Annotated in this window: 9 protein-coding genes; 7 read left to right on the forward strand and 2 right to left on the reverse strand. The window is 73.3% G+C overall.

The annotated features are described in order from the left end of the window. Positions 1-244: 244 nt before the first annotated feature. The 5 genes from ACTT8P_RS00800 (at position 245) to sucD (ending at position 8263) form a co-directional block, all read left to right on the forward strand. Positions 245-2707 carry a DUF5682 family protein gene (locus ACTT8P_RS00800; RefSeq protein ID WP_442829598.1) on the forward strand — a complete coding sequence of 821 codons (2463 nt, stop codon included), beginning with the start codon at positions 245-247 and terminating at the stop codon, positions 2705-2707. After that, the gene (locus ACTT8P_RS00805) at positions 2704-3885 is read left to right on the forward strand and encodes a VWA domain-containing protein (protein WP_442829498.1); all 1182 of its coding nucleotides are present in this window, start codon (positions 2704-2706) and stop codon (positions 3883-3885) included. Before ACTT8P_RS00800 ends, ACTT8P_RS00805 begins: the two co-directional genes overlap by 4 nt. Positions 3886-4438: 553 nt before the next feature. Then, positions 4439-5392: a hypothetical protein gene (locus tag ACTT8P_RS00810; protein WP_442829499.1), complete on the forward strand. Its 954-nt coding sequence runs from the start codon at positions 4439-4441 to the stop codon at positions 5390-5392. A 776-nt stretch (positions 5393-6168) separates the two neighbouring features. Further along, complete coding sequence (gene sucC / locus ACTT8P_RS00815; RefSeq protein ID WP_442829500.1) at positions 6169-7350, forward strand: ADP-forming succinate--CoA ligase subunit beta; 1182 nt, start codon at positions 6169-6171, stop codon at positions 7348-7350. Positions 7351-7378: 28 nt separating this feature from the next. Then, positions 7379-8263 (forward strand): succinate--CoA ligase subunit alpha, encoded by an 885-nt coding sequence (gene sucD / locus ACTT8P_RS00820; protein ID WP_442829501.1) that lies wholly within the window; start codon positions 7379-7381, stop codon positions 8261-8263. 77 nt (positions 8264-8340) lie between these two features. Here the strand turns inward: sucD and ACTT8P_RS00825 are convergent, their stop codons facing one another. After that, positions 8341-9567 carry a helix-turn-helix domain-containing protein gene (locus ACTT8P_RS00825; protein WP_442829502.1) on the reverse strand — a complete coding sequence of 409 codons (1227 nt, stop codon included), beginning with the start codon at positions 9565-9567 and terminating at the stop codon, positions 8341-8343. Positions 9568-9663: 96 nt separating this feature from the next. On the opposite strand from ACTT8P_RS00825, the gene ACTT8P_RS00830 reads away from it, so the two are divergent. Then, the gene (locus ACTT8P_RS00830; protein ID WP_442829503.1) at positions 9664-11451 is read left to right on the forward strand and encodes a cell division protein PerM; all 1788 of its coding nucleotides are present in this window, start codon (positions 9664-9666) and stop codon (positions 11449-11451) included. A gap of 47 nt (positions 11452-11498) precedes the next feature. Here ACTT8P_RS00830 and ACTT8P_RS00835 read toward each other — a convergent pair whose 3' ends face one another. Further along, positions 11499-12320, reverse strand: coding sequence for a hypothetical protein (locus tag ACTT8P_RS00835; protein WP_442829504.1), 822 nt, complete (start codon positions 12318-12320; stop codon positions 11499-11501). 405 nt (positions 12321-12725) lie between these two features. Here ACTT8P_RS00835 and purN point away from each other — a divergent pair, with 405 nt between their 5' ends. Beyond that, positions 12726-13376 carry a phosphoribosylglycinamide formyltransferase gene (purN, locus tag ACTT8P_RS00840; RefSeq protein ID WP_442829599.1) on the forward strand — a complete coding sequence of 217 codons (651 nt, stop codon included), beginning with the start codon at positions 12726-12728 and terminating at the stop codon, positions 13374-13376. The last annotated feature ends 4 nt before the right edge of the window (positions 13377-13380 follow it).

Raw genomic sequence — 13380 nt, forward strand, 5'->3', positions numbered from 1 at the left:
GACACGACGTGGTCTTTCGCGGTGGGGGGACGGATGGTCGGGGGCGTCCGGCCGTTTGCGGGAGTCCGGCTGGGCACGAGGGTCCGGCTGTTCATGGGGATCCGGCCGTTCATGGGAGGGGGACGGTGTGACGAGCACTGATGTCCACGCCCAGGCCCGCACCGGTGTCCAGGGGCGTGAGCCGCTGCTCCTGGGCGTACGGCATCACGGGCCGGGGTCGGCCCGAGCGGTGCGGGCGGCGCTGATGGCCGCCCGGCCCCGGGTCGTCCTGATCGAGGGACCGCCCGAGGCGGACGCCCTGGTCCCGCTGGCCGCCGACGAGGGGATGCGGCCGCCGGTCGCCCTCCTCGCCCACGCCGTGGACGAGCCCGGCCGCTCGGCGTTCTGGCCGCTCGCTGAGTTCTCCCCGGAGTGGGTCGCCCTGCGCTGGGCCCTGGACCACGATGTGCCGGTCCGCTTCTTCGACCTGCCGGCCACCCACACGCTGGCCCTGCGAGCACGGACGGAGGAGAGAGGGGAGACGGGAGAGAAAGGGGAGACGGGAGAGACAGGGGAGACGGGAGAGACAGGGGAGACGGGAGAGACAGGGGAGACGGGAGAGACAGGGGAGGCCGAGCGATCTGAGGTGCCCGGGCAGGCGGACTCGGACTCAGAAGTGCGGTCCGATCCGCTCGCCGTGCTCGCCGAGGCCGCTGGGTACGACGATCCCGAGCGCTGGTGGGAGGACGTCGTCGAGCATCGGGGGGCGGGGGAGGAGGATCCGCTCGCACCGTTCGCGGCGCTGGAGGAGGCGATGGGGGCGCTGCGGGAGACGGAGGGGGCGGAGAGCACCGGTCCGGCGGGTCCGGCGGGTCAGCCGAGACCGTCGGGGGCGCCGGAGGGGGACACCGAGCACGACCGGGACCTCGTGCGGGAGGCGTACATGCGGCTTCAGGTCCGGGCCGCGCAGCGCGAGTTCCCGGGCGGCGTGGCCGTGGTGTGCGGGGCGTGGCACGTGCCCGCACTGCGCCGGAAGACCACCGTCGCCGCCGACCGGGCGCTGCTCAAGGGCCTGCCCAAGACCAAGGTGGACATGACCTGGGTGCCGTGGACGCACCGCAGGCTGTCCCGGAGCAGTGGCTACGGCGCGGGCATCGACTCGCCGGGCTGGTACGGACATCTGTTCGGCGCGCCGGACCGGCCCGTCGAGCGGTGGCTGACGAAGGTCGCGGGGTTGCTGCGGGAGGAGGACCGGATCGTCTCCTCAGCCCATGTGATCGAGGCGGTGCGGCTGGCCGAGACGCTCGCCGTGATGCGAGGACGCCCACTGCCCGGTCTGACCGAGACGACGGACGCCGTGCGCGCGGTGATGTGCGAGGGCTCGGACGTACCGCTGGGCCTGGTGCGCGACCGGCTGATCGTCGGGGACGCGCTGGGCGAGGTGCCCGAGGCGGCGCCGGCGGTACCGCTGCAACGCGATCTGGCCCGGATACAGCGCCGACTGCGGCTCAAGCCGGAGGCACTGGAGCGGGAGCTGGAACTCGATCTGCGCAAGGAGAACGACACCGAGCGCAGCAGACTCCTGCACCGGCTGCGGCTGCTCGGCGTCGGGTGGGGCGAACCGGCGGCGTCGCGCGCCGGTACGGGGACGTTCCGGGAGACGTGGCGGCTGCGCTGGGAGCCGGAGCTGTCGGTGCGGGTGGCCGAGGCCGGGGTGTGGGGCACCACGGTGCTCTCGGCCGCGACCGCCAAGGCCGAGGCGGACGCCGTCGGCGCCCAGCACCTCGCCGAGGTCACCGTCCTCGCCGAGTGCTGCCTGCTGGCCGAACTGCCGGACGCGCTCCCGGCGGTGATGCGGATCCTGGCCGACCGGGCGGCGCTGGACACGGACGTCGGCCAGCTCGCCCAGGCGCTGCCGGCCCTGGTCCGCTCCCTGCGCTACGGCGATGTGCGCGGCACCGACACCGGTGCGCTGGCCGGGGTGGCCGCGGGTCTCGCCGAGCGGGTGTTCGTCGGTCTGCCACCGGCGTGCGCCGCGCTCGACGCGGACGGAGCCGAACAGATGCGGCGTCATGTGGACGCGGTGCACGGGGCGGTGGGCCTGCTCGGCGACGACCCCGCGCCCGGCCACGGCGACCTGCGGGTCCGCTGGCGCAAGGTGCTGCGGGTGCTGTCCGGGCGGGACACCGTGCCCGGCGTCATCCGCGGCCGCGCGGTGCGGCTCCTGCTGGACGACGGGGAGCTGCCGGCGGAGGAGGCCGCCCGCCTCATGGGTCTGGCCCTGTCGCTGGGAACGCCGCCGGCGGACGCCGCCGCCTGGATCGAGGGCTTCGTCGGCGGCGGCTCCGGGGGCGGCATGCTCCTCGTCCACGACGAGCGGCTGCTGGGCCTGGTCGACGCGTGGCTGACCGGCGTACCGGCGGAGGCGTTCACGGACGTCCTGCCGTTGCTGCGGCGCACGTTCTCGGCGTACGAGCCGGGAGTGCGGCGGACGCTGGGGGAACTGGTCCGGCGCGGGCCCGGGGCGCGGGGGAGCGCGGTCACCGGCGGTTCCGGCATACCCGGGTTCGCTCCCGAGCCGGACGGTGCGCGCGCCGACGCGGTGGAGCCGGTGGTGCGGCTGCTGCTGGGCCTGGACAGCAAGGACAGCAAGGACAGCAAGGACAGCAAGGACAACGCGGGCAGCGCGAACAGCACGAACAGTGACCTTGTGGGGGTGGAGGCATGACGACCGGATCGGCTGACCTGGAAGATCCGGGCGCGGAGCGGCTGCGGCGGTGGCGGCTGGTGCTGGGCGGTGACGCGGCCGACGGCACCGGGTGCGCGCTGTCCGGGCGGGACGCCGGCATGGACGCGGCGCTCACCTCGCTCTACGGGAAGGGGGACAATCCGCAGACGGGCCGGGCGGGACGGGAGCGTTCGGCCGGGCTCGGGGCATCGGCGCCGTCCGTGGCGCGCTGGCTCGGGGACATCCGGACGTACTTCCCCTCCTCCGTCGTCCAGGTGATGCAGCGGGACGCCATCGACCGGCTCGGGCTCTCCACGCTGCTGCTGGAGCCGGAGATGCTCGAAGCGGTGGAGGCCGACGTGCACCTCGTCGGCACGCTGCTGTCCCTCAACAAGGCGATGCCGGAGACGACCAAGGAGACGGCACGGGCCGTGGTGCGCAAGGTCGTCGAGGACCTTGAGAAGCGGCTCGCGACCCGGACCCGGGCCACTCTCACCGGCGCCCTCGACCGCAGCGCCCGCATCAACCGGCCGCGCCACCACGACATCGACTGGAACCGCACGATCGCGGCCAACCTCAAGCACTATCTGCCGCAGTACCGGACGATCGTGCCGGAGCGGCTGATCGGTTACGGGCGGGCCTCCCAGTCGGTGAAGAAGGAGGTCGTCCTCTGCATCGACCAGTCGGGGTCGATGGCGGCATCGGTGGTGTACGCGTCGGTGTTCGGGGCGGTGCTGGCGTCCATGCGGTCGATCAGCACGCGGCTCGTCGTCTTCGACACGGCGGTCGTGGATCTCACCGACCAGCTCGACGACCCGGTCGACGTGCTCTTCGGCACCCAGCTCGGCGGCGGGACGGACATCAACCGGGCGCTGGCGTACTGCCAGTCGCAGATCACCCGGCCCAGCGAGACGGTGGTCGTGCTGATCAGCGACCTCTACGAAGGAGGCATACGGAACGAGATGCTCAAGCGGGTGGCGGCGATGAAGGCGTCGGGGGTGCAGTTCGTGACGCTGCTGGCGCTGTCCGACGAGGGGGCGCCCGCCTATGACCGGGAGCACGCGGCGGCGCTCGCCGCGCTGGGCGCGCCGGCCTTCGCCTGCACGCCGGATCTGTTCCCGGACGTGATGGCGGCGGCGATCGAGAAGCGGCCGCTGCCGATACCGGAGACGGTGTGACGGACGGGGGCGGTGCGTTGGCCGGGGACGGGACTACCTGTCGGTAACCAAGGGCTTGCGCGAACTCCGCGTATTCGTGCGAGTATCGGCGTCTGTCAGCGGTGACTCGCGCTCCGCTCGTCCTTACCGCTGTACCGCTGTACCGCGTCGCGCCGGCAGTGCCCGTGACGCCGACCTCGTTCCGTCGCACGGGAGGCATCTCCTTTTGTCCTGTCCGGCCGTTCTGCACGCTGCCGCTCGGCGTGCGCTCCTCGGGGCGCTGCTGGTCGGCGGGGCGTTCCTTCTCGGGTTGCTCCTCGGGCAGCCCGCGGAGGCGGCCGACGGGGCGGGCGATGCCCCCTCGCTGGTCGACCGGGTGGTCGGTGGTTCCGGGCATCGGTCCGGTGGCGGGGGTGCCGCTGCGGATGCCGGTTCTGGGGGGACGGGACGTTCCGTCGGTGGCCTGGTGGATGCGGTGGGGGAGGGGCTCGGGTCGGTACGGGCGGAAGTGCCGTCGTCGACGCCGATCCCTCCGGTTGTGGGGCGGCCTGGCACCCCGTCAGCCGTACCGAGCGTGCCGGACGCGCCGAGCACGCCGGACGCGCCGATCGTGTCGGATCTGCCGGGCGTGCCTGATGTGCCGGGCGCGCCCGATCCGTCGAGCGTGCCCGGCGCGTCGGGCCCGTCGAGCGCGTCGGGCTCGACCAGTCAGCCCAACTCGCCCGGCCAGCTGGATCCTTCGGCCCAGCCGGTCCCGTCGACCGTGGCCGAGTTGCCGATCCTGGGCACCCGGCCGGGGCTGGTCGATCCGTCCAGCCCGTCCAGCCCGTCCAGCCCGTCCGCCCCGTCCAGCCCGTCTGACTTGCCGGCTCTCTCTGACCTTCCAATCCTCTCTGACCTCCCGGTTCTGTCAGACCTCTTGCCGGTCCTGTCCGACGTCCTCCCCGCTCTGTCCGACCTGGTCGGCGGGGCGGTGTTGCCCGCGTGGCCCGCGCTTCCCGCGGAGCCGGTGGTTCCGGCCGAGCCCGTGCTTCCGGCGTTTCCCGTGCTGCCGGTAAACCTGCTGCCTGCCCCGGTCGGGTCCGGCCCGGTCGGATCGGTGGGGGCCGAGCCCGTCCCGGCTCATGCCCTCATGCCGCCGGACCCGGTGACCCCGTCCACGGCCGACGACCAGGATGCCGGCCAGAGGGGCCGAGACCAGGGCCTCGCGGAGGCCGAGGTGGTCGAGGTGGTCGGTCGGTACGGACCGTTGCCGTCCGGTGGGGTGGTGACGGACCTCGGTGGGAGTGGTCCGGCCTCTGGTACGGGGTACGTGCCCGGTCCCGTACATCAGGCGCCCGCCGGGGATCCGGACGGGGCGTTGGGGAACGCGTCCGCGGCCGATCACGGGACGTCGCGGCACGGTGACGCGTCGGCCGTCGCGCTGAGTACCCGTATCCCCCTGCGACTCGCGCCCGGCGCAGTCGCGTACGCCGACGCGAGCGATGTCCGCGACCGGTACCGGGACATTCCCGTTTCTCCTGCCTAGCCGGTAGCCGGTAGCCGGTAGCTGGTGTTCGCAGCTGGCAGCTGGCAACCGGTGGCCCAGGGGCTCGATAGGTGACCAGTGGCTCGATAGCCCGGGGTCTGTGACGCTACCGGCCCGATACCCGGGTCCCGTCGCCACGTCGCCACGTCGCCATAGGCCATGCTCACCGATCCTGTCGGCGTGCCCCACGCGGCAACGCCCTGACTACCGCACCGCCGCCGCTCAGCGTCCCGTTCTGCGTTCCGCGCGATGCGTACGCGTTCAGATCCACGCGTCCAGGCACGCCCGTACGGCGTCCACGCACCGCGCCGACGTCCGCAGGCGGGTATCGACGCCGCGGACCCCCCCGTACCGGATGGCCGAAATCCGTCGGTTCCGTCCGGCGCGGGAGTCCGCGGTCGGGGTGCCCGGTCCCCAGGGGTGGGGACCGGGCACCCCACGCCCCAGGAGAACCGGCATCGCCGGAGCTCAGGGGTGTGCACCGGCCTCACCGGGCCGACCCCAGCCCGGTGAGGCCCCACCGCCGCCGTACTGCCCGCCTCACCTGCGGCACCCCGTGCCAGAGAGGGCGGCATCATGTGACAGGTATCACCGCTCAGGTGTGAGATGTGATTTAGAGACCTCCCGCATGCGGCGATAACCTGCGAGACGGACATGCCGCGCGCTCGGACACCGTGTGCGCCTCCCTTGTGACTGACACGGCGGTCGTCACGTTGCCCTCGCGGCACGCCCACGCAGACAACGAACCGCGAGATCACTGATAGGGACGGAAGCGCGTGGACCTGTTCGAGTACCAGGCGAGGGACCTCTTCGCCAAGCACGATGTACCGGTGCTGGCCGGTGAAGTCATCGACACGCCTGAGGCGGCCCGCGCAGCCACTGAGCGCCTCGGTGGCAAGTCCGTCGTCAAGGCCCAGGTGAAGGTCGGCGGCCGCGGCAAGGCCGGCGGCGTCAAGCTCGCCGCGACCGCGGACGAGGCCGTCGCCCGCGCGACGGACATCCTCGGCATGGACATCAAGGGCCACACGGTCCACAAGGTGATGATCGCCGAGACGGCCCCGGAGATCCTGGAGGAGTACTACGTCTCCTTCCTCCTCGACCGTGCCAACCGCACCTTCCTCTCCATCGCCTCCGTCGAGGGCGGCATGGAGATCGAGGAGGTCGCCGCGACCCGCCCCGAGGCCGTCGCCAAGACACCGATCGACGCGATCGACGGCGTGACGCCCGAGAAGGCGCGCGAGATCGTCGAGGCCGCGAAGTTCCCGGCCGAGGTCGCCGACAAGGTCGCCAACGTCCTCGTCACGCTGTGGGACACCTTCATCAAGTCGGACGCCCTCCTCGTCGAGGTCAACCCGCTCGCGAAGGTCGCCTCCGGTGACGTCCTCGCGCTGGACGGCAAGGTGTCGCTCGATGACAACGCCGAGTTCCGGCACGACTGGGACGAGCTGCACGACAAGGCCGCGGCCAACCCGCTGGAGGCCGCCGCCAAGGAGAAGAACCTCAACTACGTCAAGCTCGACGGCGAGGTCGGCATCATCGGCAACGGCGCGGGTCTCGTGATGAGCACCCTGGACGTCGTCGCGTACGCCGGTGAGAAGCACGGCAACGTGAAGCCCGCCAACTTCCTGGACATCGGTGGCGGCGCCTCCGCCCAGGTGATGGCGAACGGCCTGGAGATCATCCTCGGCGACCCGGACGTCCGCTCCGTGTTCGTCAACGTCTTCGGCGGCATCACCGCCTGCGACGAGGTCGCCAACGGCATCGTCCAGGCGCTGAAGCTCCTCGAGGACCGCGGCGAGAAGGTCGAGAAGCCGCTCGTCGTCCGTCTCGACGGCAACAACGCCGAGCTGGGCCGCAAGATCCTCACCGACGCCAACCACCCGCTGGTGCAGCGCGTCGACACCATGGACGGCGCCGCCGACAAGGCCGCCGAGCTGGCTCACGCCGCCGCCAAGTAAGCACTCAGGACGAGGACACCAACACACCATGGCTATCTGGCTCAACAAGGACAGCAAGGTCATCGTCCAGGGCATGACCGGCGCCACCGGCATGAAGCACACCAAGCTCATGCTGGGTGACGGCACCGAGGTCGTGGGCGGCGTCAACCCGCGCAAGGCGGGTCAGTCCGTGGACTTCGACGGCACCGAGGTACCGGTCTTCGGCACCGTCAAGGAGGCCATCGAGAAGACCGGCGCGAACGTATCGGTCATCTTCGTGCCGGAGAAGTTCACCAAGGACGCCGTGATCGAGGCCATCGACGCCGAGATCCCGCTGGCCGTCGTGATCACCGAGGGCATCGCCGTGCACGACTCGGCGAACTTCTGGGCGTACGCCGGCAAGAAGGGCAACAAGACCCGCATCATCGGCCCGAACTGCCCCGGCATCATCACCCCGGGCCAGTCCAACGTCGGCATCATCCCGGGCGACATCACCAAGCCGGGCCGTATCGGCCTGGTCTCGAAGTCCGGCACGCTGACGTACCAGATGATGTACGAACTGCGGGACATCGGCTTCTCGACCGCAGTCGGCATCGGTGGTGACCCGATCATCGGCACCACGCACATCGACGCGCTCGCCGCGTTCGAGGCCGACCCCGAGACCGACCTGATCGTCATGATCGGCGAGATCGGCGGCGACGCCGAGGAGCGGGCCGCGGACTTCATCGCGAAGAACGTGACCAAGCCGGTCGTCGGCTACGTCGCGGGCTTCACCGCGCCCGAGGGCAAGACCATGGGCCACGCCGGCGCCATCGTCTCCGGTTCGTCCGGCACCGCCCAGGCGAAGAAGGAGGCCCTGGAGGCCGCGGGCGTCAAGGTCGGCAAGACCCCGACCGAGACGGCCAAGCTCGCCCGCGAGATCCTGGGCGGCTGAGTTCCCGTTACGTACGTACGCACGAGGGCCCGCCTCCTTCCGGGGACGGCGGGCCCTCGCGCGTCCGGCGCCGGGCCTCAGCGCCCCAGCGGAACCAGCCGCTCCGGACCGTCCTGGAGCTCCTCGCGCAGCTTGCTCCGCAGTGACAGTTCCTCGTCCGACAGCGCCCCCGGCGCCACTCGGGCCGGCACGCCGCGCACCGCCTGCCCGGCGGGCACCGGGGGTTCGTACTTCGTCGGAGCCGTCCGCAGGGTCAGCGCCGTGGTCCCGATCAGGGCGGCCGTGAACGCGATGGCGGCCCGGGTCAGCAACCGGGCCCGGCGTTCGCTGCCGGTCCGCACCGCCGGCGACTCGGCGGCCCGCAGCCGCGCGGTGGACGCCAGTTCGGCGAGCCGCCGGTGCAGTTCGCCGGGGTCGGCCAGGGCCGGCAGCCGGGCGGCGACGGCCTCGCGGGCGCTCAGCAGCCGGTTCGCCGCCGCCGGGGTGGTCGCCTCCGTCTCCGCCGCCGTCTCCGGCAGATTGAGGCCGACCCCGTCGTAGAGCACGAGGGTGCGGCGGTGGGCGGGCGGGAGTTTCAGCAGGGCGTCCAGCAGGACCCGGTCGTCGGCGCCGGCGGCGGGCGGTTCGGGCTGCCGGTGGCGCAGCCGGAAGCGGTGCCAGGGGGAGAGGGCGTACTCGTACGCCGCCGCCCGCACCCAGCCCGCCGGGTCCCGGTCGCGGGCCACCTCGGGCCAGCGGTCCCAGGCGAGCTGGAAGGCCCGCTCGACCGACTCGCGCGCCAGTTCCCGCCGACCGGTGAGCAGGTAGGTCTGCCGGACGAGAGCGGGGGCGCAGAACGCGTACAACGCGTCGAACGCCTGAGCGGGCGTCAGGGGGGCGGGGCCCGGCTCCGGCTTCGGCTCCGGTCCCGACTCCGGCCCCGACTCCGGCCCCGACTCCGGCCCCGACTCCGGTCTCAGTCCCAGTCCTAGTTCCGACCCCGACCCCGACCCCGACCCCGGTCCCGGTCCCGAGTCCGAATCTGTATTTGAATCCGCCGGTGCCTCGGACGCGGCGTGCGGGGCGGGCGCCTGATCGGCCGTCACCTTCCCCTCGCTCGTCTCCCGGGCCAGTGCGGCCAGCAGTTTCGCGTACGCCTCGCGCTTCCGGCCACGCGGAGTCGTGCGGCCCGTCTCCCACGCACGCACCGTCTCGCGGGAGACCCCCACCTGTGCCGCGAGCTGAGCCTGGGTCAGCGAGGCGGTCTCCCGCAGGCGTCGGCAGGTCTTGGGAGGCGGAAGCGGAATGGCAGGGCTCTCCGTCACCGGACGCCCCTCCGTGCGAAAAAGTACATAAACATATATTGAGCGACACAGCGGGGCTTCGCCTGTTACGACGGGAAAGCGCGTGTCGTTGGGAGCATGACCGGCGTGATCCCCACGACCGCTCGCCGACCGTCGCCGCCCCCTTCGCCCGCCACCCTGCTCACCACGTTGCTCACCACCCTGTTCGCCCGCTGGCAGCTGCGCTGGCGGGACCGTTCGCCGGGGCTCGCCGCCGGGCTGCTCGGCGGCGCGGTCGCCGCCGGGCTCGGACTCGCCGCGCTCGCCGTCCTGGTGACGCTGCTGTGGATCAGCTCGCCGTATCCCGACAGCGGGCCCGGCGGCGCCCTGCACGCCGCGACGGCCCTGTGGGTGCTGGCGCACGGCGTCGAACTGGTCCGCACCGGCACCCTCTCCGGCGTCCCCGCGCCGGTCGGGATCACTCCGCTGCTCCTCACCCTGGTGCCCGTCTGGCTGCTGCACCGGGCCGCCCGGGACGCCACCGACCCCGGCGACGGCACGGGCGTGACCGTGGGGCCGGGCGCGGGCGTCCGGGTCCGGGACCTCCTGGACGGCCCGCCACCGGTCTCCGCGCGCAACGCCTGGGCGGGCGTGGTCCTCGGCTACCTCGCCGTCGCCCTGCCGGTGGCGCTGTACGCACGGGGCGGGGCGCTGCGGCCCGCCTGGGCGGGGGCGCTGGTGTGCCTGCCGCTGGTCGTCATGGCGGCGGCGGGCGCGGGGGTGTGGACGGCGTTCGGCCGTCCGGGCGGTCCGGTGGGCCGGGCGCTGCGGGTACTGCCCCGGACGCTGCGTGAGCTGATCGTGGAACCGGACGCGCGGATGGGCGCCGCGGCCCGGGCGGCGGGCGCCGGGACGGCGGTGCTCGGCGGTGGCGGGGCGCTGCTGCTCCTGGTGTCGCTGGTGGGGCACGGCGGGGCGGCCCGGGGGTCGTTCCTCCGGCTGGCGGACGGCTGGGTGGGGCAGCTCTCCGTCCTGCTGCTGTGTCTCGCGCTGGTGCCGAACGCGGCCGTCTGGGCGGCGGCGTACTCCCTCGGCCCGGGTTTCGTGCTCGGCACCGGGCATCTGGTCGGCCCGCTCGCCTCCGCGCCCGCTCCGCTGCTGCCGCCGTTGCCGCTGCTGGCGGCGGTACCGGACCCGGGTCCGGGCACGCCGTGGCACTGGGCGGTCGGCGCGGTGCCGCTGGCGGCCGGGGCGACGGTGGGGTGGTTCACCGCCCGCTCGGCCACCGCACCCGCCCGGGCGCCGGTCCCGACGATGACCTCGGCGGTCCCGGGGGGTCCACCGACCGGCGTGGGCAACAGCATCGGCGTCGGCATCGGCGTCGGCATCGGCATCGGTCGCGGTGGTGCCGGGACGGGGGGCGGGGCGGGGCGCGGGGCGGGCCGTACGGGCCCTTGGCCGAGAGGCGGGACCGATGCCCCCTGGTCGACCGGCCGGACGGCCGCCGCCGCCTCCCTCGCGGCGCTGCTGTGCGCGGTCCTGGTCGCCCTGCTCGCCGCACTGGCCGGCGGGCCGCTCGGCAACGACGCCCTCGCCCGTTTCGGACCGGTGTGGTGGCAGACCGGGGCGGCCACGCTGGGGTGGGTCTGGACGGTGGCCGTGCCGACAGCGCTGCTCGGACGGGCCTGGCGGTGCCGCCGGGGCGTGCCGCGGGGCCCGGCCGACCGGCGCCGCTGGGGGTCGGGGTGGCGCCCGCCCCTCCTGTCATCACCCCGGATGCCCTGGACGCGGCACGCGAAGACCGGACCGGACGGAACAGCCGGCGGCGGACACGGACACGGGCACGGCGGTCACCCGGACAACGCGCCCTACGACCTCCTGCCGACCGACCCTCCACCCCTCGATCCGCCCCGCCCAATCCCCTGAGCCCAGCTCAGCCCAGCCCAGCTAAACCCGGCTCACCCCAGCCCGAGTCAGCCCTCCGTCCCCAGCACCCCCCGCAACTCCTCCGGCAGATGCCGGCTGCACGACTGCTTGGCCTCGTTGGTGAGGGCGTCGCTCTGACACGTGTAGTAATCGCTGTAGACCAGTTGCGCGGCGAAGGACGCGGCGACCAGCAGGATGCCCAGTGACGCCGTGACCAGGCCGCTGACCGCCGCCGTGGTCTGCGGCCGGCCGGTCTGCTCGGGCGGAAGCGCCGGGGTGTCCGGGTCGGCGGCGGCGCGAGGCTTGGCGCGCAGGGCGCTGATGCCCCAGTACAGCGCGAGGGCACCGAGCAGCAGCGCCACGTACCCCCAGCTGAACAGGGCGAAGAACAGCGCCCACATGCCGCTCAGCAGCGCGTACCGGGCGCGGCGCTGGGCGGGGTCGGTGGGGTCCCAGCGCGGGCCGGGGGCGCCGGACGGCTGCTGCGGACCGTTGCCCGGACCGCCGGGGCCCGGACGCTCGCCGAAGCCGCCGGGGGAACGGCCGGGCTGCCGGTCGCTCCACTGGCCGCCCCACGGCCGGTGGCCGCCGTCCGAGGAACCCTCCCCGCCGCTGTCGCCGGACGGGCGGCGCGGCTGCCAGGGCTGGTCCGGGGAGCCCTCGGGCGGCGGCGCGAAGGGATTGTCGTCCGCCTGGGACTTCGAGGACTTCGAGGACTTCGAGGACTTCGGGGCGTCGCCGTGGCCGCGGTCGCCCGGGGCGTCGGGCGGCGAGGACGGGCGCTCCCGCAGCAGCACGGCGCCGCTGTGCTCCCTTCCCTGCGCCGACTGCTGGGGGAGCGTGAGCAGTCGCGGGCTGCGGTCCGGCATCAAGTGAGCGTCTTCCCCTTGGCTGTGGCGATCGGGCGGTTACGAGTGGTGAACGCGCGGTGCGCGGACAGCGTTCCCGGCGCGCCCCCATCCAGACGCTACCTTCCGGCCACGCCCCCGTCCCGAGGGGGCCGCCCGGAGTGCCGGTATCGTTGCTGCCGGTCGGCTGCTTCGTAGGCTTCCCCGTATCAGGGGGCGTGAAGCATTCGTACGACCGCACAAACGCGGTGGTACGAGCCGCTCGCAGCCGCCCGCACCATCCCTGTACCACCCCCGCGCACCACCACCGCACCACCACCCGAACAACCACCGCACCACCACCCCGACAACCACCGCATCACCACCCCGACAACCACCGCATCACCACCCGCACCCCCGAGAAAGGCCCCCACCGTGGCCCCCAATGTGGCCGCCGAGACCGTGGCCGAGCCCGTTGCCGGACGCGTCGCGCGCCTCGTCGCGCTGGTCTCCGGATCCGGCACCAATCTCCAGGCGCTCCTCGACGAGATCGCTGCCACCGGCAGCGCGGCCTACGGCGCCGAGATCGTGGCCGTGGGTGCCGACCGGGAGGGCATCGAAGGGCTCGCCCGCGCCGAGCGCGCCGGGCTGCCCACCTTCGTCACGAAGGTGAGGGACTTCGCCACCCGCGAGGATTGGGACGCGGCGCTGGCGGCGGCGGTCGCCGGGTACGAGCCGGACCTGGTGGTCTCGGCCGGGTTCATGAAGATCGTGGGCAAGGAGTTCCTGGCCCGCTTCGGAGGGCGGTTCGTCAACACGCACCCGGCCCTCCTGCCCAGTTTCCCGGGGGCGCACGGCGTGCGGGACGCGCTCGCGTACGGCGCCAAGGTCACCGGCTGCACCGTCCACTTCGTCGACGACGGCGTCGACACCGGGCCGATCATCGCGCAGGGCGTGGTGGAGATCCGGGACGAGGACGACGAGAGCGCGCTGCACGAGCGCATCAAGGAAGTCGAGCGAAGGCTGCTCGTCGATGTCGTGGGCCGGCTCGCCCGCCACGGCTATCGCATCGAGGGACGAAAGGTAGTTATCCAGTGACCGC

This window comes from Streptomyces sp. JW3 (assembly GCF_052216785.1).
In the GTDB taxonomy this organism is placed as follows: Bacteria; Actinomycetota; Actinomycetes; order Streptomycetales; family Streptomycetaceae; genus Streptomyces.